Annotated in this window: 21 protein-coding genes; 16 read left to right on the plus strand and 5 right to left on the minus strand. The window is 73.8% G+C overall.

Features of this window, described 5'->3' with window-relative positions; genetic code table 11:
- The first annotated feature begins 7 nt into the window (after positions 1–7).
- The 6 genes from KPL57_RS38915 (at position 8) to KPL57_RS38940 (ending at position 7,808) form a co-directional block, all read left to right on the plus strand.
- The gene (locus tag KPL57_RS38915) at positions 8–298 is read left to right on the plus strand and encodes a sarcosine oxidase subunit delta (RefSeq protein WP_226355492.1); all 291 of its coding nucleotides are present in this window, start codon (positions 8–10) and stop codon (positions 296–298) included.
- Positions 295–3,081 carry a 2Fe-2S iron-sulfur cluster-binding protein gene (locus KPL57_RS38920; RefSeq protein WP_226355493.1) on the plus strand — a complete coding sequence of 929 codons (2,787 nt, stop codon included), beginning with the start codon at positions 295–297 and terminating at the stop codon, positions 3,079–3,081. The genes KPL57_RS38915 and KPL57_RS38920 overlap by 4 nt, the downstream gene beginning before the upstream one ends.
- Complete coding sequence (locus tag KPL57_RS38925) at positions 3,071–3,727, plus strand: sarcosine oxidase subunit gamma (RefSeq protein WP_226355494.1); 657 nt, start codon at positions 3,071–3,073, stop codon at positions 3,725–3,727. The genes KPL57_RS38920 and KPL57_RS38925 overlap by 11 nt, the downstream gene beginning before the upstream one ends.
- Before the next feature lie 31 nt (positions 3,728–3,758).
- The gene (locus KPL57_RS38930; RefSeq protein WP_226355495.1) at positions 3,759–6,230 is read left to right on the plus strand and encodes an FAD-dependent oxidoreductase; all 2,472 of its coding nucleotides are present in this window, start codon (positions 3,759–3,761) and stop codon (positions 6,228–6,230) included.
- An 88-nt stretch (positions 6,231–6,318) separates the two neighbouring features.
- Positions 6,319–6,939, plus strand: a complete 621-nt coding sequence (locus KPL57_RS38935; RefSeq protein ID WP_226355496.1) for a cyclodeaminase/cyclohydrolase family protein — start codon at positions 6,319–6,321, stop codon at positions 6,937–6,939.
- Positions 6,936–7,808, plus strand: coding sequence for a bifunctional 5,10-methylenetetrahydrofolate dehydrogenase/5,10-methenyltetrahydrofolate cyclohydrolase (locus tag KPL57_RS38940; protein WP_226355497.1), 873 nt, complete (start codon positions 6,936–6,938; stop codon positions 7,806–7,808). The genes KPL57_RS38935 and KPL57_RS38940 overlap by 4 nt, the downstream gene beginning before the upstream one ends.
- A gap of 7 nt (positions 7,809–7,815) precedes the next feature.
- Here KPL57_RS38940 and KPL57_RS38945 read toward each other — a convergent pair whose 3' ends face one another.
- Positions 7,816–8,481 carry a GntR family transcriptional regulator gene (locus KPL57_RS38945; RefSeq protein WP_226355498.1) on the minus strand — a complete coding sequence of 222 codons (666 nt, stop codon included), beginning with the start codon at positions 8,479–8,481 and terminating at the stop codon, positions 7,816–7,818.
- A 138-nt stretch (positions 8,482–8,619) separates the two neighbouring features.
- On the opposite strand from KPL57_RS38945, the gene purU reads away from it, so the two are divergent.
- Positions 8,620–9,468, plus strand: a complete 849-nt coding sequence (gene purU / locus KPL57_RS38950; RefSeq protein ID WP_226355499.1) for a formyltetrahydrofolate deformylase — start codon at positions 8,620–8,622, stop codon at positions 9,466–9,468.
- Between the two features lie 177 nt (positions 9,469–9,645).
- Positions 9,646–10,566, plus strand: a complete 921-nt coding sequence (locus tag KPL57_RS38955; RefSeq protein ID WP_226355500.1) for an alpha/beta hydrolase — start codon at positions 9,646–9,648, stop codon at positions 10,564–10,566.
- A 76-nt stretch (positions 10,567–10,642) separates the two neighbouring features.
- Here the strand turns inward: KPL57_RS38955 and KPL57_RS38960 are convergent, their stop codons facing one another.
- Positions 10,643–11,791 (minus strand): aromatic ring-hydroxylating dioxygenase subunit alpha, encoded by a 1,149-nt coding sequence (locus KPL57_RS38960; protein ID WP_226355501.1) that lies wholly within the window; start codon positions 11,789–11,791, stop codon positions 10,643–10,645.
- A gap of 740 nt (positions 11,792–12,531) precedes the next feature.
- Here KPL57_RS38960 and KPL57_RS38965 point away from each other — a divergent pair.
- Positions 12,532–14,337 carry a BCCT family transporter gene (locus KPL57_RS38965; RefSeq protein ID WP_226355502.1) on the plus strand — a complete coding sequence of 602 codons (1,806 nt, stop codon included), beginning with the start codon at positions 12,532–12,534 and terminating at the stop codon, positions 14,335–14,337.
- A gap of 43 nt (positions 14,338–14,380) precedes the next feature.
- Here KPL57_RS38965 and KPL57_RS38970 read toward each other — a convergent pair whose 3' ends face one another.
- On the minus strand, positions 14,381–14,956 hold the full coding sequence (locus tag KPL57_RS38970; protein WP_226355503.1) for an isochorismatase family protein: 576 nt from the start codon (positions 14,954–14,956) through the stop codon (positions 14,381–14,383).
- A 3-nt stretch (positions 14,957–14,959) separates the two neighbouring features.
- Positions 14,960–16,246, minus strand: coding sequence for a nicotinate phosphoribosyltransferase (locus tag KPL57_RS38975; RefSeq protein ID WP_226355504.1), 1,287 nt, complete (start codon positions 16,244–16,246; stop codon positions 14,960–14,962).
- Between the two features lie 38 nt (positions 16,247–16,284).
- Between KPL57_RS38975 and clpS the strand changes: the two genes are divergently transcribed.
- Positions 16,285–16,593: an ATP-dependent Clp protease adapter ClpS gene (clpS, locus tag KPL57_RS38980; protein ID WP_226355505.1), complete on the plus strand. Its 309-nt coding sequence runs from the start codon at positions 16,285–16,287 to the stop codon at positions 16,591–16,593.
- A gap of 2 nt (positions 16,594–16,595) precedes the next feature.
- Entirely contained in the window at positions 16,596–17,147 is a 552-nt protein-coding gene (locus tag KPL57_RS38985; RefSeq protein WP_062400754.1) for a DUF2017 domain-containing protein, read from the plus strand.
- 16 nt (positions 17,148–17,163) lie between these two features.
- On the opposite strand, the gene KPL57_RS38990 is transcribed toward KPL57_RS38985, so the two are convergent.
- On the minus strand, positions 17,164–18,849 hold the full coding sequence (locus tag KPL57_RS38990; RefSeq protein ID WP_226355506.1) for a bifunctional UDP-sugar hydrolase/5'-nucleotidase: 1,686 nt from the start codon (positions 18,847–18,849) through the stop codon (positions 17,164–17,166).
- 134 nt (positions 18,850–18,983) lie between these two features.
- On the opposite strand from KPL57_RS38990, the gene KPL57_RS38995 reads away from it, so the two are divergent.
- The 5 genes from KPL57_RS38995 to murI all read left to right on the plus strand — a co-directional run bounded on the left by KPL57_RS38995 (position 18,984) and on the right by murI (position 22,358).
- On the plus strand, positions 18,984–19,478 hold the full coding sequence (locus KPL57_RS38995) for a Mov34/MPN/PAD-1 family protein (RefSeq protein WP_226355507.1): 495 nt from the start codon (positions 18,984–18,986) through the stop codon (positions 19,476–19,478).
- 115 nt (positions 19,479–19,593) lie between these two features.
- On the plus strand, positions 19,594–19,869 hold the full coding sequence (locus tag KPL57_RS39000) for a MoaD/ThiS family protein (RefSeq protein WP_226356660.1): 276 nt from the start codon (positions 19,594–19,596) through the stop codon (positions 19,867–19,869).
- A 62-nt stretch (positions 19,870–19,931) separates the two neighbouring features.
- A complete protein-coding gene (locus KPL57_RS39005; RefSeq protein ID WP_226355508.1) occupies positions 19,932–20,879 on the plus strand; it encodes a PLP-dependent cysteine synthase family protein in 948 nt (315 codons plus the stop codon).
- A 49-nt stretch (positions 20,880–20,928) separates the two neighbouring features.
- Entirely contained in the window at positions 20,929–21,531 is a 603-nt protein-coding gene (locus KPL57_RS39010; RefSeq protein WP_226355509.1) for a rhomboid family intramembrane serine protease, read from the plus strand.
- Complete coding sequence (gene murI, locus KPL57_RS39015) at positions 21,528–22,358, plus strand: glutamate racemase (RefSeq protein WP_062400757.1); 831 nt, start codon at positions 21,528–21,530, stop codon at positions 22,356–22,358. Before KPL57_RS39010 ends, murI begins: the two co-directional genes overlap by 4 nt.
- The last annotated feature ends 32 nt before the right edge of the window (positions 22,359–22,390 follow it).

Below are 22,390 nucleotides of genomic sequence, written 5' to 3' on the forward strand. Positions count from 1 at the left end.
GCCCGACGTGCAACTCATCGACTGCCCCTGGTGCGGCCCCCGCGAGGAGGTCGAGTTCCACTACGGCGGCCAGGCCCACGTCGAGTACCCGGCCGCGCCGGCCGAGCTCGACGACGAGCAGTGGGCGCACTACGTGTTCTTCCGGGACAACCCGAAGGGCCCGTTCGCCGAGCGCTGGAGCCACTCCGCGGGCTGCCGCCGCTGGTTCAACGCCGTCCGTGACACCCACACCTACCGGTTCCTCGCCGTCTATCCGATGGGCGAGGCCCGGCCGCAGATCCCGGGGACCCGCGCATGACCCGCATCGATGGTTTCGGTCGCGTGGACCGGACCCGTACCCTGACCTTCGTCTTCGACGGCACCACCCACACCGGTCACCCGGGCGACACGCTGGCCTCCGCGCTGCTCGCGAACGGGGTCACCGTGCTGGGCGGCTCGGTCAAGCTCGGCCGCCCGCGGGGCATCGGCGGGGCCTGGACCGAGGACCCGGTCGGCCTCGTGCAGATCGAGGAGCCGTTCCCCGAGCCGATGCTGCAGGCCGCCACCGTCGAGCTGTACGACGGCCTGGTCGCCCGTGGCCTGAACGGGCAGGGCCGGCTGGCGACGGTCCCCGACACCGCGCGGTACGACCGCCGCCACGCCCACTGCGACACCCTGGTGATCGGCGCCGGCCCGGCCGGGCTGCTCGCCGCGCGCACCGCGGCCCGCCGCGGCGACCGCGTGGTGCTCGTCGACGACCGTCCGGAGGCCGGCGGCTCCCTGGTCCCGACCGACCGGATCGACGGCCGCGCCGCGCACCGGTTCGTCGCCGACGTCGTCGCCGAGCTCGCGGAGAACCCCGAGGTGCTGCACCTGCAGCGCACCACCGCCTTCGGCCACTACGACGACGGGTTCGTCCTGGCCCTGGAGCGGCGCACCGACCACCTCGGCGCGGCCGCCCCGACCCACCGCTCCCGCCAGCGGGTGCACCGGATCCGGGCCGGGCGGGTCGTCGTCGCGGCCGGCGCGATCGAGCGCCCCGTGGTGTTCGCCGACAACGACCGCCCGGGCGTCATGCTCGCCTCCGCGGCGCGGGAGTACCTGCACCGCTACGGCGTGCTCGCCGGGCGCGAGGTCGTCGTCTTCACCACCGACGACGCCGCCTACCTCGCCGCCGCCGACCTGGCCGGGGCCGGGGCGCGCGTCACCCTCGTCGACGCCCGCACCGCGCCGCCCGCCGAGCGGGCGCGGGAGTGCACCGAGGCCGGGGTGACCCTGCGCGCCGGGGCCACCGTCGTCGGGTCCGACGCCGACGACGCCGGCCGGGTCCGCGCCGCGCACGTCGCCGACGGCGGGGCCACCGAGGTGCTGCCCTGCGACCTGCTGCTGGTCTCCGGCGGCTGGACGCCCACCGCGCACCTGTTCAGCCACGTGCGCGGACAGCTGGTCTACGACTCCGGTCTGGGAGCCTTCCGGCCGGGCGCCGACATCGCGGGCACCGAGGTGATCGGCGCCGCGAACGGCACCCTCGACCTGGCGGGCTGCCTGGCCGAGGGCGCGGGCGGCGACGCCCCGAGCTCCGCCCCGGAGCCCGCGCGCACCCCCGGCCTGGTGCTGTGGCGCACCGCGGGGGACTCCGCGCGCCAGTTCGTCGACGTCCAGCGGGACGCGACCGTCGCCGACATCGAGCGGGCCGTCGGCGCCGGGCTCCGCTCGGTGGAGCACGTGAAGCGCTACACCACCATCGGCACCGCCCACGACCAGGGGAAGACCTCCGGCACCATCGCCTCCGGGATCACCTCGGAGCTGCTGGGCCGCCCGGCGGGCGACCTCGGGACCACCACGTTCCGCCCGCCCTACACCCCGGTGTCGTTCGCCGCGCTCGCCGGCCGCGAGCGCGGGGACCTGTTCGACCCGGTCCGCACCACCGCGGTGCACCCCTGGCACGTCGCGCACGGCGCGGTGTTCGAGGACGTCGGCCAGTGGAAGCGGCCCCGCCACTTCCCGCGGGCCGGCGAGGACATGGACGCCGCCGTGCTGCGCGAGTGCGCCGCGGCCCGCCGCGACGTCGCGATCATGGACGGCTCCACCCTGGGCAAGATCGACGTCCAGGGGCCGGACGCGGGGGCGTTCCTCGACCTCGTCTACACGAACCTGATGAGCAGCCTGAAGGTCGGCCGCGTCCGCTACGGCGTCATGTGCGGCAACGACGGCATGGTCACCGACGACGGCACCGTGCTGCGCATCGCCGAGGACCGGTTCCTGCTGACCACGACCACCGGCGGCGCGGCCCCGGTCCTCGACCACCTCGAGGACTGGCGCCAGACCGAGGTCCCGCATCTGCGGGTCAACCTCGCGTCGGTCACCGAGCACTGGGCGGTGTTCCCGGTCGTCGGGCCCCGCTCGCGCGACGTGGTCGCCGCGGTCTTCCCCGGCGTCGACGCCTCCGCCGAGGCGTTCGAGTTCATGACCTGGCGCGACACCGAGCTCGACGGCGTCCCGGTCCGGCTGGCCCGGATCTCCTTCTCCGGCGAGCTGGCCTTCGAGGTCAACGTCGACGCCCGGTACGGCCTCGCCGTGTGGGAGCGGCTGGTCGCCGCCGGCGAGCCGTACGGCATCACCCCCTACGGCACCGAGACGATGCACGTGCTGCGCGCCGAGAAGGGCTACCCGATCATCGGGCAGGACACCGACGGCACCGTCTCCCCGCACGACCTGGGGATGAGCTGGGCGGTGTCGAAGAAGAAGGTCGACTTCGTCGGCAAGCGCTCCTTCGCCCGCGCCTCCAACACCGACCCGATGCGCAAGCACCTGGTCGGGCTGCTCCCGACCGACCGCGGCACCCGGCTGCCCGAGGGAGCGCAGATCGTCGAGTTCTCGCCCGACGGCACCCTGCCCCCGCCGCCGGTCCCGATGCTCGGCCACGTCACCTCCAGCTACCTGTCCGCGGAGCTGGCGCGACCCTTCGCCCTGGCCCTGCTCAAGGGCGGTCGCGACCGCATCGGCGACGTCGTGCACGTCCCGCACCAGGGGGCGCTGGTCCCGGTCGAGATCACCGGACCCGTCCTCGTCGACCCGGAAGGAGCCCGCCGTGACGGCTGAGCTCGCCACCACGCACCCGCTCGACGCGCACGCCCCGGCACTGACCGGGCTCGCCCGGGACACCGGCGGCGGCCTCTCGGTCCAGGTCCTGCCGACCGCGCAGTCGGTCACCCTGCGGCTCGACCCGGCCGGCCCGGCCCGTGCCGGCGTCGACGCCGCGCTCGGCACCGCGCTGCCGACCCGACCGAACACCTGGGCCGCCGCCGGTGACGGCGAGGTCGTCTGGCTCGGCCCCGACGAGTGGCTGGTCACCAGCCGCTCTCCGAACGCCGCGGTCTCCGAGGCGGCGCTGCGCGAGCTCGTCGCCGGGGAGGCGGGCGGCGCCGCGGTCGACACCTCCGCCCAGCGGGTCGTGCTGCGGATCGGCGGGCGACTGGCCCGCGAGCTGCTGTCCTTCGGCTGCTCGCTGGACCTGCACCCGCGCTCATTCCCGGCCGGGCGCAGCGCCCAGACGCTGCTCGGCGGGGCCGGGGTGATCCTCCTGGCCCGCGACGCCGCCGCCGACGCCGACGGGGGAGCGGTCCTCGACGTGCACGTCCGCAGCTCGTTCGCCGGCCACCTCGCCGACTGGCTGCTCGACGCCGCCCTGGAGTTCCGCCCCGACCCCGCCGCCGACCCCGCCGCGTCGCGGGCCCTCGCCGGCTGACCGCCCGACGACCACCGAGAAGGAGACCACCATGACCCCCCGCGTCGTCATCATCGGAGCCGGGATCGTCGGGGCGAACCTGGCCGACGAGCTCACCACCCGCGGCTGGACCGACGTCACCGTCCTGGACCAGGGGCCGCTGCCCCTGACCGGCGGTTCCACCTCGCACGCCCCCGGCCTGGTCTTCCAGACCACCGGGTCGAAGACCATGACCGCGTTCGCCACCTACACCGTCGAGAAGCTGAAGAGCCTGGACGTCGACGGCGGCTGGTGCTTCAACCAGGTCGGCGGCCTGGAGGTCGCGACCACCCCGGAGCGGCTCGCCGACCTGCACCGCAAGCAGGGCTGGGCAGTCTCCCGCGGGGTCCCGGCGTCGGTCGTCGACGCCGCCGAGTGCGCCCGCCTGCACCCGCTGCTCGACGCCGGTCAGGTCCTCGGCGGCCTGCACACCCCGACCGACGGCCTGGCCAAGGCCGCCCGCGCCGTCGTCGCGCTGGCGCGGCGCGCCGAGTCCCGCGGCGCGGTCTTCCGCGGCTCGGTGCGCGTCACCGGCATCGCGCAGTCCGGCGGCCGGGTCACCGGCGTCGAGACCGCCGACGGCGAGACCGTCCCCGCCGACATCGTCGTGTCCTGCGCCGGGTTCTGGGGCCGTGAGCTGGGCAAGCTCGTCGGCATGCGGGTGCCGCTGCTGCCGCTGGCCCACCAGTACGCCCGCACCACCCAGGTCGAGCAGCTCGTCGGACGCAACGACGAGCTCGTCGAGGCGCGGCTGCCGATCCTGCGCCACCAGGACGCCGACCTCTACTACCGCGAGCACAACGACTGCATCGGCATCGGCTCCTACGCCCACCGCCCGATGCCGGTGTCGATCTCCGAGCTGCCCGAGGTCGGCGACGGCGAGGTCGGCGAGCGCACCCAGCCCTCGATGCTGCCCTTCACCTCCGACGACTTCGCACAGCAGTGGGAGCAGAGCACGCAGCTGCTGCCCGGCCTGCAGCGGTCCAAGATCGAGCACGGCTTCAACGGGGTCTTCTCCTTCACCCCCGACGGCGGGCCGCTGATCGGCGAGTCCGCCGACGTCGCCGGCTTCTGGATCGCCGAGGCCGTGTGGGTCACCCACTCCTCGGGCGTCGCCCGCTCGGTCGCGCAGCTGCTCGTCGAGGGCCGCAGCGAGCTCGACCTGCACGGATGCGACGTGCACCGCTTCGACGAGGTCGAGACCACCGACGCCTACGTCGACGAGACCTCGCAGCAGAACTTCGTCGAGATCTACGACGTGCTGCACCCGCTGCAGCCGAAGCTGTCCCCGCGCGACCTGCGGACCAGCCCGTTCGTGGACCGCCAGCGCGAGCTCGGGGCGTTCTTCCTGGAGTCGCACGCCTGGGAGCGCCCGCACTGGTACGAGGCCAACGCGGCCCTGGCGAAGGACATGCCCGCCGAGTGGCGCGCCCCGTCCCGCGACGCCTGGTCGGCGATGTTCCACTCGCCGGTCGTCGCGGTCGAGGCGTGGAGGACCCGCACCGCGGTCGCGATGTACGACATGACCCCGCTGAAGCGCCTGGAGGTGTCCGGGCCGGGCGCCTGCGCGTTCCTGGAGGGTCTGACCACCGGAAAGATGGACAAGTCCGTCGGCGCGGTCACCTACACGCTGATGCTCGACGAGGCCGGCGGCGTCCGCAGCGACCTCACCGTCGCCCGGCTGGGCGAGCAGCTGTTCCAGGTCGGCGCGAACTCCAACCTCGACCTCGACCACCTGCGCCGCGCGCTGCCCGACGACCACTCGGTCGTCGTCCGCGACATCACCGGCGGTACCTGCTGCATCGGTGTCTGGGGCCCGCTGGCCCGCGACCTGGTGCAGCCGCTGTCGCGCGACGACTTCTCCCACGAGGGGCTGAAGTACTTCCGCGCGATGTCCGCGCACATCGCCGGCATCCCGGTGACCGCGATGCGGCTGTCCTACGTCGGCGAGCTCGGCTGGGAGATCTACACCAGCGCCGAGTACGGCCGGAAGCTGTGGGACGTGCTGTACGAGGCCGGGCGCCCGCTCGGCGTCGTCGCGGCCGGGCGCGCGGCGTTCAACAGCCTGCGGCTGGAGAAGGGCTACCGCTCCTGGGGCGCCGACGTCTCGACCGAGCACAACCCCTACGAGGCCGGGCTCGGCTTCGCCGTCCGCCCGCACACCAAGGGCGACTTCGTGGGCCGCGAGGCCGTCGAGAAGATCGACCCGGACGCCGTCACCCGCAGGCTGACCTGCCTCACGATCGACGACGGCCGCAGCGTCGTCCTCGGTCACGAGGCCGTGCTCGTCGACGGGGAGCCGGCCGGCTACGTCACCTCCGCGGCGTACGCCTACACCCTGGGCACCCCGATCGCCTACGCCTGGCTGCCCGCCGGACTGGCGGTCGGATCGACGGTCGAGATCCAGTACTTCGACCGCCGGATCCGGGCCTCGGTCGCGGCCGAGCCGCTGTTCGACCCGGAGATGAGCCGCATCCGGCGCTGACCCGCACGACCCGGGGCCCGGCCCACCCGGCCGGGCCCCGGGCCGACGTGCCACCCCGCCCGTCGCACCGCCGCACGGAAGGACCCCCATGCGTTCCGACACCCTCGACCGGTTCCTCTGGGACCTGGCCGCCCGCGTCCCCGCCCCCGGGGGCGGCGCGACGGCCGGCCTGCACCTCGCGCAGGCCGCCGCCCTGCTCGGCATGGTCGCCCGCTACACCGACGGCGAGCGCTACGCCGAGCACGCCGAGACCGTGCTGGCGGTCCGCAACCGGGCCGACGAGCTGCGCATCACCGGCCTCGGCCTCGCCGAGGACGACGCCCGTGCGTTCGGCGCCGTCGGCGCGGCCTACACGCTGCCCCGCGACACCGACGAGGCGAAGCGGGCCCGCACCGCCGCGATCGCCGCCGCACTGGTCGAGGCGGGCCGGATCCCGGCGCAGGTCATCCGCGCCGCGGAGCAGGTGGTCGACCTCGCCGAGCGACTGCGGCCGATCGGCAACCCCAACGTGATCAGCGACGTGGGCGCGGCGGCCGACGCCGCACGGGCCGCGGCCAGCACCGCCCGGCTCAACGTCGAGATCAACCTGGCGGGCCTCACCGACCCGCCGGCGCGCAGCGAGCTGGAGGCGGCGCTGACCGGCGTCGACGACCTGCTGCGCCGGGCCGACAAGGTGACCGACGACGTACGGGAGCAGATCCGCCGATGACCCCGCCACCCACCCCCCACCCCGACCACGTGCTGCTCGACGGCACCGCGCGCGCCCGCGAGCTGCGCCAGGGCGTGCAGGCCGAGGCCGCCGCGCTCACCGTCCTCGGCGTCGCGCCGCGGCTGGCCGTCGTCGTCGCCACCGCCGACGAGGGCGCGGGCTGGTACGTCCGCTCGCTGTCCGGCGCCGCCCGCCGGGTCGGTGTGGAGTGCGAGGTCGTCGACCTCGGCCCGGACGCCGACGCCGAGCTGATCGGCCGCACCCTGGCCCGCCTGAGCAGCGACGACACCGTGCACGGCATCATCCTGCAGACCCCGCTGCCCGACGGCGTGCGGGTCGAGGAGCTGGCCGCGTCGATCGTCCCGGAGAAGGACGTCGACGGCGCCAACCCGCTGTCGGCGGGCCGGCTCGCCGCGGGGCTGCCCGCCTACCCGCCGGCCACCGCGGCCGCGGTGCTCGAGCTGCTCGACCACCACGGCGTCGAGCTGGCCGGGCGCAGCGCGGTCGTCGTGGGGCGCTCGCTGGTCGTCGGCAAGCCGACCGCGCAGCTGCTGCTGCAGCGCGACGCGACGGTCGGCATCTGCCACCGCCACACCAAGGACCTGGCCGAGCACACCCGCACCGCGGACGTGCTCGTGGTCGCGGTCGGGCGGATCGGGCTGATCCGCGCCGAGCACGTCGCCGACGGCGCGGTCGTGGTCGACGTCGGCACCAACACCGCGCCCGACGGCAGCCTGGTCGGCGACGTCGACGCCGCCGACGTCGCCACCCGCGCGGGGGCACTCACCCCGGTGCCCGGCGGTGTCGGACCGGTGACCACGGCCCTGCTGCTGACGCACACCGTCCGCTCGGCGCGCGCCCACGTCTGAGCCGGGCTCAGACGACCTCGCGGACCGCCTTCTCGAACCCGATGACGTGCGCGCGGGCCCGGTCGGCCGCCTCGTCGGCCTGCTGGCCCGCGATGGCCCGCAGCAGGCCCGAGTGCTCGCCGACGTGCTGGTCGAAGTGGGTCATCCGGTCCAGGAACAGGCAGAAGATCCTGGTCGCCAGGTTGTCGTAGCGGATCAGGGTGTCCTCGAGGTGTGGGTTGGCCGCCGCCTCGTAGATCGTCCGGTGCACGTGCAGGTCCCAGCGCATCAGCTCGTCGCGGTCCAGCGTGCGCACGTCGATCCGGTCGATCGTGTCGGCCAGCTCGGCCAGGTCGGCCCGCGTGGTGGGGCCGGCGTACTCGGCGGCGCGCCGCGCGGCGAGCGGCTCCAGCTGCACACGGATCTCGGAGATGTAGGCGAGGTCGGTGATGTCGACACCGGTCGCGAACGTCCCGCGACGCGGGTAGGAGACGACCAGCCGGTCGATCTCGAGCCGCTTGAGTGCCTCCCGGACGGGGGTGCGACCGACCTCCAGGGACTTCGCGAGGGCGACGTCGTCGATGGCCGTCATCGGCGGGATGTCGAGCATGATCAGCCGATCCCGGATCACCGTGTACGCCTTGTCGGCGAGGGACGTGTACTCCGGCTCGGCGTCGTCGGGCAATGCGGTCACGGTCGCATGTTAACGCGACAGACGTGCCTAACAGTCGCCGGACGTGCCCACACCTCTTGACTAAGACTGATATATCAATGCACTATCTACACCGTGCCGCGGTCTCCGCGGAGCGCGTCCGACCGAGGAGAGGCCGCCGTGTCCCGTTCCTTCATCCTGACCCTGGACTGCCCGAACCGCACCGGCATCGTGCGGGCGGTCAGCGCCTTCCTGTTCGAGCACGGCTGCGACATCGGCGAGTACCAGCAGTTCGACGACCCGCTGCGCGGCCGCCTCTACCTGCGCACCCAGGTCGGCGCGGAGCAGGACGTGGACCTCGACGCCGTCGGCCGCGACTTCGAGGCCGTCGCCGCGGAGTTCGGCATGAGCTTCACCTTCACCGACGGCGTCCCCGCCCGGATCCTGGTGATGGTCTCCAAGCTCGGCCACTGCCTCAACGACCTCATCTTCCGCTGGCGGGCCGGCAGCCTCGGCGCCGACATCGTCGCGGTCGTCTCCAACCACGAGGACATGCGCCCGATGGCCGAGGCGGCCGGACTGCCGTTCGTGCACGTCCCGGTGACCGCGGAGACCAAGCCCGAGGCCGAGGCACGGCTGCTGTCGCTCGTCGACGAGTTCGACGCCGAGCTGGTCGTGCTCGCCCGCTACATGCAGGTGCTCTCCGACGAGACCTGCAAGGCCCTCGAGGGCCGGGCCATCAACATCCACCACTCGTTCCTGCCCGGTTTCAAGGGCGCCCGCCCCTACCACCAGGCCTACGCGCGCGGCGTGAAGCAGGTCGGCGCCACGGCGCACTACGTGACCCCGGACCTGGACGAGGGCCCGATCATCGAGCAGGAGGTGATCCGGATCGACCACTCCTACGACCCGAAGGCGCTGCAGATGGTCGGCCGCGACGCCGAGGCGCTCGCCCTGTCCCGCGCGGTGCGCTGGCACTGCGAGCGCCGGGTGCTGCTGACCGGCGGCAGCACGGTCGTCTTCCGGTAGCGCCCGCTCCGCGAGCCCACGGCCCCGTCCCCGCACCGCGGGGGCGGGGCCGTTCCGCGTCCCGGCACGCGACGCCCTCCGCCGTGGCGCGGTCCCTCACTGGTTCACTGTCGGTCGGACCAGTACTGCTCCCGGACGAGATGCGGGAGCACCGAACCCACCCCGGAGGCGGTCCGGATGCCCCGTCCCCTCGTCATCCCCCGCGGCCCGGTCGACCTCGCCGGCGCGCTGCACCTGCCCGACGGGTTCGACCCCGCGGGGTCCTGCGCCGCGGTCGTGCTGTGCGGCCCCGGGAGCAGCGTCAAGGAGCAGATCGCCGCCGGCTACGCGGCGCGGCTCGCGGCCGCCGGGTTCGTCGCCCTCGCGTTCGACCCCGCCCACCAGGGGGAGAGCGGAGGCGAGCCCCGCGACCTGGAGGACCCCTACCGGCGGAGCGAGGACGTCTCCTACGCCGTCGACGCGCTGACGACCGTCGCGGGCGTGGACCCGGCGCGGATCGGCGCGCTCGGCATCTGCGCCGGTGGCGGCTACACCGTCCACGCCGCCCGGACGGACCACCGCATCGCGGCACTCGCCACCGTCGTCGCCGTCGACATCGGGGCCGCCCGGCGCGGCCGGGGGCCCGCCGCCGACGGGGTCGCCACGGCTCTCGACGACCTCGCCGCCGAGCGGACCGCCGAGGTGCTGGGCGGGACCCTCGACCGCGTGAACTGGCTCCCGGACTCGGCCGAGGACGCGGCGGCCGCCGGGCTCACCGACGTCGACGCGCTCCAGGCGGTCACCTACTACCGCACGCCCCGCGGGCACCACGAGCGGTCCACGAACCGTCGCCTGCGCCGCAGCGACTCCCTGCTCATCGGGTTCGACGCCTTCCATCTGGCCGACCGGCTGCTCACCCAACCGCTGCAGGTGGTCGTCGCCGGGCGCCGGGGCTCCACCGGGCAGTACGAGGACGGTGAACGGCTGCGACGGCTCGCGCCGAACGCGGAGGGTCCGGTCGTCGTCGAGGGCGCGGGCCACTACGAGATGTACGACGTGCCCGAGTACGTCGACCGGGCCGTCGGGTCCCTCAGCGCGTTCTTCCGCCGCCATCTCTGACCCCGGCCGCGCGCCGGGGCACACGAACGCCCCGCGCCGGCGGGGCCGGGCGGGGCGTCCGTGGTGGTGCGGGGGATCAGCCCACGCGGTCGCGCACCCAGTCGTGGAACTCGCCGATGTGGTGCTCGCTGGGCACGAGCACGCCGCCCTTCTCGTAGGAGCGCGAGTCCATCGCGAGCTGGCAGCGCTCGCAGGCGTCGAAGTCCTGGACGTTGACCCGGTGGAACAGCTCCACCGAGCGGTCGATGTCGGCGCCGGAGTCGACGACCTCGGGCAGGTACAGCCAGTCGCAGACGACCAGGGTGCGCTCGGCGGTCAGCGGGAACATGCGGTGGAACACCACGTGGTCGGGGACCAGGTTGATGAACACCGACGGCCGCACGGTGATGGCGTAGTAGCGGCGGTCCTGCTCCTGCGCGACGCCCGGGATGCGGGCGAGCCCCTCCGAGCCGTCGACGGTGAAGCCCTGGATCTCCTCACCGAACTCCGCGCCGTGCCCGACGAAGTACTGGGCGGCCAGGCCGTCGGCGAACTCCGGCAGCACCTCGGTGAGCTCGGGGTGGATCGTCGCGCAGTGGTAGCACTCCATGAAGTTCTCGACGATCTGCTTCCAGTTCGCCTTGACGTCGTAGGAGATGCGCCGGCCGAGCTTCAGGTTCTCGACGTCGTAGCCGACGATCGCGTCCGGCGAACCGAGCCGGGTGCTGACGTCACCGATCACCGTGTCGGTGAACGAGGGTGGCTCCTCGGCCAGGCTCAGCCAGACGTAGCCCAGCCACTCGCGGACGTGCACAGTGTGCAGGCCGTACTCGACCTTGTCGACGTCGGGCATCGAGCTCAGGTTCGGCGCCGCGATGAGCTTGCCGTCCAGGCCGTAGGTCCAGGCGTGGTACGGACACTGGAAGGAGCGCTTGACCTCGCCCTTCTCCTCCGTGCACAGCCGCGCGCCGCGGTGCCGGCAGACGTTGAGGTAGGCCCGCACGGAGTTGTCCCTGGCCCGCGTGACGATCACGCTCTCCCGCCCGATCTGGACGGTCTCGAACGCGCCGGGCTTGTCCAGGTCCGCGGCCAGCACCGCGCAGAACCACGTCTTGTGGAAGATGTTGTCCTGCTCGGCCCGGAAGATCGCGGGGTCGGTGTAGTAGTGGCCGGCGAGGGTCTCTCGCAGGCTGTCCGGGAGGCTCTGCCCCTCGGTGGCGGGGGTCGACAACTCACCGGTCGTCATGGCGGTACTCCTCGTGGGCGACGGTCGGGCGTGCGGCTGGGGGTCTGGTGCGAGGTCGGGTGCCGTCGTCGGGTGTGTGTCCGGCGGGCCGAGCTCGGGATCGGTGCGACGGCACCGGTGCGTTACGGAGGCCGGCGCCGCGGGACCGGAGGCCCACGCGACGCCCGGGCGCCGGAGGCGACCGGGGTGCGGTCACGGTGGAATCGTTGCGGCACAGCGGATCACCTCCTGCAGTGGGATTCCGACGCGAGGACGACGGCGGCGATCGGGACCGCGGAAACACACGAGAAATACCGGAAACTGTTGCGTAACAAGCAACGAGTCGCTCAATGCGCACCACGATGGGAGCGCGTCTCCCGGGTCGGTGTCAAGGGGCCGCAGCGGTGGTGTTCGTGCAGGCCCGGGGCGTGGGCCGGTCGCCGCGGGTGGGGTGACGGAACTGCTGGGGGCACGGTGGCGACTCCGGTGTCGTCGGGCTCCGGGCGGCTGGTCGGGGCTTGACCGCCGCTTCGGCCTCATCATAACGTGCACAGATATATTAATCGAGTATCTGATGGGGAGCAGGTGCTGCCGGGTCGCGACCCCGGCCGATCGCCGCCCGTCCGCCGCCCCTCTCCCGGGCCGGCGGCACCCGCTCCCCGCCCCCCGTCGTGCCGGCGATCCCGGCGGCGGGCCCGCACGACCCACGGAGCGGCGCACGTACCGCACTTCCCCCGCACCCGGACAGAGGTGGAGACGTCATGACGCAGGTCGATCCCCGGTCGTGTACCGAGGACCCCGGAGCACCCCCGGAACGCCCCCGCACGGACTGGACGGTCTTCGGGATCGGCGCCGCGCTGGCGCTGCTGTTCGTCGTCTGGGGGGTCGCGGCGCCGGAGAGCCTGCGCACGACCGCGTCCGGGATGATCGAGGCCCTGATGCGCGGGGGCGGCTGGGGCTTCATCCTCGCCGCGACCGCCTTCGTGGCCTTCGCGCTGTTCCTGGCCTTCAGCCGGTTCGGGCGGATCAGGCTCGGCGCCGACGACGAGGAGCCCGAGTTCCGCACGGTCTCCTGGATCGCGATGATGTTCTCGGCCGGCATGGGCATCGGGCTGATGTTCTTCGGGGTCACCGAGCCGCTGACCTTCTTCCGGTCCCCGCCGCCCGGGTCCGCCGCGCCGGCGACGACCGAGTCGATGCAGGTCGCGATGGCGACGTCGCTGTTCCACTGGACGCTGCACCCGTGGGCGATCTACGCCGTCGTCGGGCTCGCGATCGCCTACTCCACCTTCCGCCGGGGCCGGCGGCAGCTGATCAGCCAGGCGTTCGTCCCGCTGATCGGGCAGAAGGCCGCCGACGGGGCGATCGGCAAGGCGATCGACATCCTCGCGATCTTCGCGACGCTGTTCGGCTCGGCCGCGTCCCTCGGTCTCGGCGCGTTCCAGATCGGCGGCGGCATGCAGACCGTCGGCTGGGTCGACGGGGTGCCGGGGGCCGGCGTGCTCGCGGCGATCATCGTCGTGCTGACCGCGGCGTTCATCCTCTCCGCGGTGTCCGGGGTCGCCAAGGGCATCCAGTGGCTGTCCAACACCAACATGGTGCTGGCCGGGGCGCTGGCGCTGTTCGTGTTCGTCGTCGGCCCGACGGTGATCATCCTGGACCTGGTGCCCACCGCGCTGGGCGCCTACTTCGCGCAGTTCTTCGAGATGGTCGGGCGCACCGAGGCCGTCGGCGGCGAGCCGATGCTGGAGTGGCTGTCCAGCTGGACCGTCTTCTACTGGGCGTGGTGGATCTCGTGGACGCCGTTCGTCGGCATGTTCCTGGCGCGGATCTCGCGCGGGCGCACCATCCGTGAGTTCGTCGGCGGCGTCATCCTCGCGCCGAGCCTGGTCTCGCTGGTCTGGTTCTGCATCTTCGGCGGCACCGCCGTCGAGCAGGCCCAGCAGGGCGCGCAGTTCTCCGACGACTCCAACGTCCAGCTCTTCCAGATGCTCGGCGCCTACCCCTGGGCCACCGCCACCGGCCTGCTGGTGATGGTCCTGGTCGCGATCTTCTTCGTGTCCGGCGCGGACGCCGCGTCGATCGTGATGGGCACGCTGTCCCAGCGCGGCACCATCGAGCCGAGCCGGTGGGTGGTCGTCTTCTGGGGCGCCGCGATGGGCGCGGTCGCGGTGCTGATGCTGGTCACGGGGGGTGAGGACGCTCTGTCGGGCATCCAGAACCTCACGATCCTGGTCGCGGCACCGTTCGTGGTGATCATGGTGCTGCTGTGCGTGGCCCTGCACCGCGACGTGCGCCGCGACAAGGTCATCCTGCGCGCGGTCAAGAGCGCCGAGGTGATGGAACAGGCCGTCGACTGGGCGACCGACAACCACGGCGACGACTTCTACGTGAAGGTCGGCTCCTTCGCCAAGGACGACGACGGGGACACCGACGCGGGCCCCGTCCCGGTCGGGGCGGTCGACCCGCCGGGCGTCCCGGCCGCCCCGGAGCGCTCCGGCGACGACGGCGCCACCCCGGCCGACGACGACCGGGCCACCCCGGTCGCCACCGCCGAGCGCCGCTGAGCCACCGGCACCGGCCGGGACGCGTTCCCGGCCGGTGCCCGGCTCAGGCGGTGCGCAGCTCCACCCCGGCCTCGGCCAGCGCGGCCAGCGCCCGCTCCGTCGTCTCCGGGGCCACCCCGGCGCAGTGGTGCAGCAGCACCGTCGTCGCCAGCCCGAGCCGCGACGCGTCGAGCGCGGTCGCCCGGACGCAGTGGTCGGTCGCCAGGCCGACGACGTCGACCTCGGTCACCCCGCGCTCGGTCAGCCAGTCGCCCAGCGGCGTGCCCGACTCGTTCCCGCTCGCGCCCTCGAACCCGGAGTAGGCGCTGGTGTAGGCGCCCTTGTCGAAGACGCACTCGATCGGCGCCACGTCCAGGGCCGGGTGGAACGACGCGCCCGGCGTCCCCGCGCGGCAGTGCGGCGGCCAGGAGTCGACGAAGTCCGGGGTGTCGGAGAAGTGCGGCCCCGGGTCCACGTGCACGTCCCGGGTGGCGACGACGTGGTCGTAGACCCGCCCGTCGCGGCCGGCGGTCGCGAGCGGCCCGATCCCGGCGGCCACGACGGCCCCGCCGGCCACCGCGAGGGCGCCGCCCTCGCAGAAGTCGTTCTGGACGTCGACGACGATCAACGCTCGTGCCATGGCTCAGCTCCCGGTGAGGAAGGTGGTCGGGATCGCAGGCTCGCCGCGGGACAGCTTCAGCCCCTCCCACGGTACGGCGACCAGCGCCGTCCGCAGCCGCTCCCGGGCGGCCTCCAGCCCGGTGACGACGTCGTCGGCGACGACCTTCCCGTCCCGCACCAGCGGCACCGGCAGCGCCCGGTCGTGCGGGCCGAGGACCGGGTCGGTGCCGTAGGGGTACACGACCTCCTCGACCGCGGTCCCGGTCGGCTTGAACCGGCGCAGCGCCGCCTTGCGCCCGCCGCGGGACTCCTTGGCGCTCGACCGCTTGGCCACCGGGCGCCCGTCGACCTCGACGAGCTTGTAGACCATCCCGGCCGTCGGCGAGCCCGACCCGGTGACCACCGAGGTCCCCACGCCGTAGGAGTCGACCGGCTCGGCGCGCAGCGAGGCGATCGCGTACTCGTCGAGGTCGCCGGACAGCACGATCCGGGTCCCGGTGGCACCGAGCGCGTCGAGCTGCTCGCGGGCCTGGCGGGCCAGCTCGCCGAGGTCCCCGGAGTCGATGCGGACCGCACCCAGCCCGGGACCGGCGGCCGCGACGGCGTGCTCGATGCCGCGGCGGATGTCGTAGGTGTCGACGAGCAGCGTGGTGCCGGTGCCCAGCGCGGCGACCTGGCTGGCGAAGGCGGCCGGCTCGTCGTCGTGCAGCAGGACCCAGGCGTGCGCGGCGGTGCCCGCGGTCGGGATGCCGTGCCGGGCGCCCGCGGCGAGGTTCGACGTCGTCGCGAAGCCCGCCAGGTACGCCGCCCGGGCGGAGGCCACCGCGGCCTCCTCGTGGGTCCGGCGCGAGCCCATCTCGATCAGCGGCCTGCCGGCCGCCGCCGTCACCATCCGGGCCGCCGCCGAGGCGATCGCGCTGTCGTGGTTGAAGATCGACAGGGCGACGGTCTCCAGGATCACCGCGTCGGCGAAGGTGCCGGTCACGGTGAGGACGGGGGAGCCGGGGAAGTACAGCTCGCCCTCCGGGTAGCCGTCGACGTCGCCGGAGAAGCGGTAGTCGCGCAGACGCTCCAGGGTCGCCGCGTCGACGACCGGGGCGAGGAACTCCAGGTCGGCGTCGGAGAAGCGGAAGCGCTCGATCGCCTCCAGCAGCCGCCCCGTCCCGGCGACGACGCCGTAGCGGCGCCCGTCGGGCAGGCGGCGCGCGAACAGCTCGAAGACGCAGTGGCGTTCCGCGGTGCCGTCGGCGAGGGCCGCCGCCACCATCGTCAGCTCGTAGCGGTCGGTCAGCAGGGCCGTGCCGGTCATGGCCGGGAGCCTACGGCTCCTGTGCCACCATGGGGCGCATGTCCGCGCCGTCCCCAGCGCCGTCCCCGGCGCCCACCGAGCAGGTCGCGCCCGACCTGGACGAGTCCGCCGGCCCCGACACGCCGTGGCAGGCCATCGTCTGGAACGACCCGGTCAACCTCATGTCGTACGTGACCTACGTGCTGCAGAAGGTGTTCCACTACCCCGAGCCGAAGGCCACCGCGTTGATGCTCGACGTGCACCACAAGGGACGCGCCGCGGTGTCGGCGGGGGACAAGGACACCGTGGAGGGGCACGTCGCCCAGCTCCACGCGGCCGGCCTGTGGGCCACCATGCAGCGGGCCTGAGCGTGAACGGCTGGAAGCGCAGCGGCCGGGGCGACCGCGTCCGCTACACGTCCGGGTTCTCCGGCGAGGAGGCCGTCGTCCTGCGGGGGCTGTTCGTCGAGATCCGCCAGATGCTCGCCGGTCGTGCCGAGCTCGCGCCCACCGACGAGCTCGCCGAGCTCACCGGCATCCGCACCGGCCCGACGTCGCGGCCGACCGACCGGGTGCTGGCCCGGCTGCTGCCGGACTTCACCACCGAGGACTCCGACCTCGCCGGCGGGATGCGCTCGCTGCACGAGCCGTCGCTGATCGAGGCCAAGGACACCGCCGCGGCGACCGTGCTGGACACCCTGCCCGAGGCGGGCGGACGGCTCGAGCTCACCGAGGCCCAGGTCGACGCCTGGCTGGCCGCCCTCAACGACGTGCGGCTCGCGCTCGGCACCGCCCTCGACGTGAACGAGGACATGCCCGAGCAGCTGCCCGACGACGACCCGCGGGCCCAGCACCTCGGCGTCTACCACTGGCTGACCTACGTGCAGGACTCCCTGGTCCGGGTCCGCGTCCGCGGGCTCTGACCCGCCCGGCCGCCCCTCAGCGGCGCACGATCCGGTCGGTCGACGGCGCGGCCAGGCCCGGGTTCGCGCCCAGGTAGGCGACGAACGCGTCGAGGTCCACCGGGCCGCCGACCAGCTCGGTCCCGGCGGTGAAGGTGTCGAAGCCGTCGCCGCCCGCGGACAGGAAGTTGTTCGTCGCGACCCGGTAGCGGCCGTCGTCGGTGACGGGGACGCCGCCGATCGAGATGTCACCGACCCGGTTCCCGGCCACCACCGTGTAGCGCAGGTTCGACGAGCTCTGCAGGACCGTCGGGCCGTCGTCGACGGTGAACTGCTGGTCGAGCACCGCACGCAGCTGGGCGCCGGTGAGCGTCATGGTCTGCAGGATGTTGCCGAACGGCTGCACGGTGTAGGCCTGCCCGTAGGTGACCCGCCCGCCCGCGCCGGGCACCAGGTCCGCGCGGACCCCGCCGGGGTTGGTGAGGGCGAGCTGGGCGCCGTCGCCGCGGGAGGCGGCGAGCTGGGCGTCGGCGATGACCGTGCCGAGCGGGGACAGCCCGGTCGGCGCGGCCGCGCGCAGCAGCGGCCCGGCCACCGTCCCGACCGGCCGCTCGGCCAGCGGCCGCGACTGCGCGACCGCACGGTCGACGACGTCGGCGACGGCCGGGTCGGGCGTGACGTCGCGGGTGACGACCTCGTTGCGGGCCGTCGTCGCGCCGCGGTCCACGTCGCCGTCGCCGGTCAGGGCGAGGTCGACCACCGACAGCAGCCTGCCGAACGACAGGCCCTGCACGAACGGTCGCGGGTTCCCGGCCGGGTCGGTCGCCGAGCACGCGTACTGCTGGTGGGTGTGCGCGGAGAACACCGCGTCGACGTCGGCGGACACCGCGGCCGCGATCCGCGACCCCGGCCCGCCGGGCTCGATCGCACAGGCGTCCGGGCCGCCGTCGCCGGTCGCCTCGTCGCCCTGGTGCAGCAGCAGCACCTGTGCCCGCACCCCCTGCGCGGTCAGCTCGCGCGACGCCGCGTCGATCGCGGCGACCTCGTCGCCGACCTCCAGGCCGCGGATGCCGTCGGGGGACACCAGGTCGGGCAGCTCGGACAGGGTGGCGCCGATGACACCGATCCGGGCGCCGCCCGCCTCCACCACCGTCGACGCGGCGAGCGCCGACTTCCCGCCCTCGGTCACGTTCGCCGACAGGATCGGGAACGACGCGCCGTCGTAGGACGGGGTGAAGCGGCAGCCGTCGGCCGGGTGGCAGCCGCCGCGCTGCAGCCGGCGCAGCTCGGTGATGCCCTCGTCGAACTCGTGGTTGCCCGCGGCGGACGCGGCGACGCCGACCCGCTCCAGCACCTCGACGGTCGGCTCGTCGCGGAACAGCGCCGACGCCAGCGGGGACGCGCCGACGTTGTCGCCGGTGGACAGCACCACGCTCGCCGGGGCCTGCGCCCGCAGCGCCGCGACGTGCGCGGCCAGGAACGCGGCGCCACCGGCCTCGACCTGCGCGCCGGCGTCGTCGGTCACCCGGCCCGAGGACCCCGACGGCGGCTCCAGGTTGCCGTGCAGGTCGTTGAGCGCGATGAGCCGCACCGTGCCGGAGCCGGGCGCGCCCGCGGCGGGGCGGCCCGAGAGTGTCACCGCCTCGACGGTGACCCCCACCGCGAGGACGACGACGAGCACGGCGGCGAGGACGAATCCGACACGGCGACCGGAGGAGGGCACGCAGGGCAGTATGGACGTACCCCCGAGCGGGAGGCCGTGGCCGGGATCACAGACCGTGGTGTCGAGTGCGTGAACGGCCGGTTCCCGCCCGGCGGGTGTTCGGTCCCGCGGCCGGGGCCGCGTATCCTCGGGTCGTGCTCGTCCTCCGGTCCGACCTCGTCGATGCGCTCGTCGCGCACGCCCGCCGGGACTTCCCGGTCGAGTCGTGCGGGCAGCTCGTCGGTCCCGAGACCGGCGAGCACCCCGAGCGCTACGTGCCGATGACCAACGCCGACGAGGTGGCGAGCGACTTCGCCTTCTCCCCGGCCGAGGACATCCGCCTGGAGCGCGAGCTGGACGCGGCCGGTGAGCGCCGCATGCTCGTCGTCCACTCCCACACGCGGCTGCCGCGGCGGCCGGTGGCGCACACCGGCCTGCCCGAGGCCTACCCGTCGCCCAAGGACGTCGCCCAGATGGAGTGGACCCCCGACCAGCACTGGCTGATCGTGGGCCTCGCCACCGCCGACGCCGAGCCCGAGGTGCGCTCCTACCACCTCGCCGACGGCGAGGTCGTGGAGGACGAGCTGGCGGTCGTGGAGTCCTACATGTTCTCCCACACCGGCTCCGACGACGTGCCCGACCGGGCCTGATCGACCCTCTCGCGCACCCGCGCCGGAGGTCGCGCGGGAATGTCGCCGTACTCCGGCCGCGTTGTCGCGCGTGAGAAATCCACGCCAGAGCGACCCACCAGGAGTGATCACCGAGATGGCCGTCTCCGTCTCCATCCCCACCATCCTTCGCACGCACACCGACGGTGAGAAGACCGTCGAGGCGAAGGGCGACACCGTCTCGGCGGTCATCGACGACCTGGAGTCGCGGCACAGCGGCATCAAGGACCGTCTGATCACCGACGGCAAGCTGCACCGCTTCGTCAACATCTACGTCGACGACGAGGACATCCGTTTCGCCGGCGGCCTGGAGGCCCCGGTCAAGGAGTCCTCCACGTTCACGATCCTCCCGGCCGTGGCCGGCGGTCGCTGAGCCCCACCGGACCCCGGCACCGGGCGGCGTCCCCGCCCGGTGCCGTCGTGTGAGGAGAACCCGTGCGTTACGACTCGTTGCTGCACGCCGTCGGCGACACCCCGCTGGTCGGGCTGCCGTCCCTGTCGCCGTCGGAGGACGTGCGGCTGTGGGCGAAGCTGGAGGACCGCAACCCCACCGGCTCGATCAAGGACCGGCCCGCGCTGGCGATGATCGAGGACGCCGAGAAGCAGGGGCTGCTCACACCCGGCTGCACGATCCTGGAGCCCACCTCGGGCAACACCGGGATCTCGCTCGCGATGGCCGCGAAGCTCAAGGGCTACGAGATCATCTGCGTGATGCCGGAGAACACCTCCGAGGAGCGCAGGCAGCTGCTCGCCATGTACGGCGCGCAGATCATCTCCTCGCCGGCGGCGGGCGGGTCGAACCAGGCCGTCGCCGTCGCCAAGCAGCTCGCCACCGAGCACCCGGACTGGGTGATGCTCTACCAGTACGGCAACCCGGCCAACACCGACGCGCACTACCGCGGCACCGGCCCGGAGATCCTGCGGGACCTGCCGTCGATCACCCACTTCGTCGCCGGGCTCGGCACCACCGGCACCCTCGTCGGCGCCGGGCGCTACCTGCGCGAGCACAAGCCCGACGTGCAGGTCGTCGCGGCCGAGCCCCGCTACGGCGAGCTCGTCTACGGCCTGCGGAACCTGTCGGAGGGCTTCGTCCCGGAGCTCTACGACGAGACCGTGCTGACCGGCCGGTTCTCGGTCGGCTCCTACGACGCGCTGCGCCGCACCCGCCAGCTCGTGGAGCAGGAGGGCATCTTCGCCGGGATCTCCTCCGGCGCGATCCTGCACGCCGCACTCGGCGTCGCGAACAAGGCGCTCGACGCCGGGCAGCGCGCCGACGTCGTCATGATCGTCTGCGACGGCGGCTGGAAGTACCTGTCCACCGGTGCCTACTCCGGTGACCTGGGGACCGCAGCGCAGGGCATCGACGGCCACCTCTGGGCCTGAACCGGGCACAACAGGCATAACGGGCGGCCGTGCCGGTACCGTGGGTGACATGACCGCACTCCCGGACGGCCGCCCCGCCCGTGTGCTGCCGCCCGCGCCGGTGCGCGCCGCGGTGATCATGCTGGCGTTCACCGCCGCGCTCTACGTGATCGAGGCGGTCGACCAGGCCTCCGGCGGCATGGTCGACTCCGCGGCGGCGATCTACCCCCGCGACGTCGACGGGCTGTCCGGGATCCTCACCGCGCCGCTGCTGCACGCCGACTACGGCCACCTCGCCGCGAACAGCCTCCCGTTCCTGATCTTCGGGTTCCTCGCGATGTCCGGCGGCCCCGTCCAGTGGGTCGCCGTCACCGCCACGATCTGGCTGGTCAGCGGGCTCGGCGTCTGGCTGACCTCGCCCGCCCCGGTCCTCGGCGCCTCCGGCATCGTGTTCGGCTGGTTCCTGTTCCTGCTCACCCGCGGCTTCTACGCCCGCAACGGCAGACAGATCCTGCTCGCGATCGTGCTGTTCCTGATCTACGGGTCGATCCTCTGGGGCGTCCTGCCCTCGGACCCGATGGTCTCCTGGCAGGGCCACCTGTTCGGCGCGATCGGCGGAGTCGTCGCCGCCTACTGGGTCGCCAAGGCGGACCGCCTACCCTCGCGGGTGTGAGCGACGCACCCGGTATCGACGCACCGATCGGGATCTTCGACTCGGGCGTCGGCGGGCTCACCGTCGCCCGCTCGGTCATCGACCTGCTGCCCGCCGAACAGATCGTCTACGTCGGCGACACCGCGCACAGCCCCTACGGGCCGCGCCCGCTCGCCGACATCCGGCGCCTCGCGCTCGCGATCGGCGACGAGCTCGTCGACTCCGGGGTCAAGGCCCTGGTCATCGCCTGCAACTCCGCCTCGGCGGCCTGTCTCGCCGACTTCCGCGAGCGCTACCCGGTGCCGGTGGTCGAGGTCGTCCGCCCGGCCGTGCGCCGCGCCGTCGCCACCACCCGCAACGGCCGGATCGGGGTCATCGGCACCGCCGCGACCATCGCCTCGGGCGCCTACGCCGACGCCTTCGACGCCGCCCGCGACACCGAGATCACCTCGGTGGCCTGCCCCCGGTTCGTCGACTTCGTCGAGCGCGGCACCACCAGCGGACGCCAGGTCCTCGGCGTCGCCCAGGGGTACCTGGAGCCGCTGCAGCGCGCCGGCGTCGACACCGTCGTCCTCGGCTGCACCCACTACCCGCTGCTGTCCGGGGTGCTGGAGATCGTCCTCGGCCCGGACGTGACGCTGGTGTCCTCGGCCGACGAGACCGCCCGCACCCTGGTCCGGACCCTGCACGCGCACGACCTGCTGCGCGACGACACGACCCCGCCCGCGCCGCACCGCTTCCTCGCCACCGGCGACCCGGAACCCTTCGCCCGGCTCGGCCGCCGCTTCCTGGGCCCCGAGATCGGCTCGGTCGTGGGCCGCGCGGGCGCCGCGCTCCCGTCCGCCTGACCACCGGCCGCGACGGGCGGGTCCTCCGCGCC

This window comes from Pseudonocardia sp. ICBG601 (assembly GCF_020496245.1).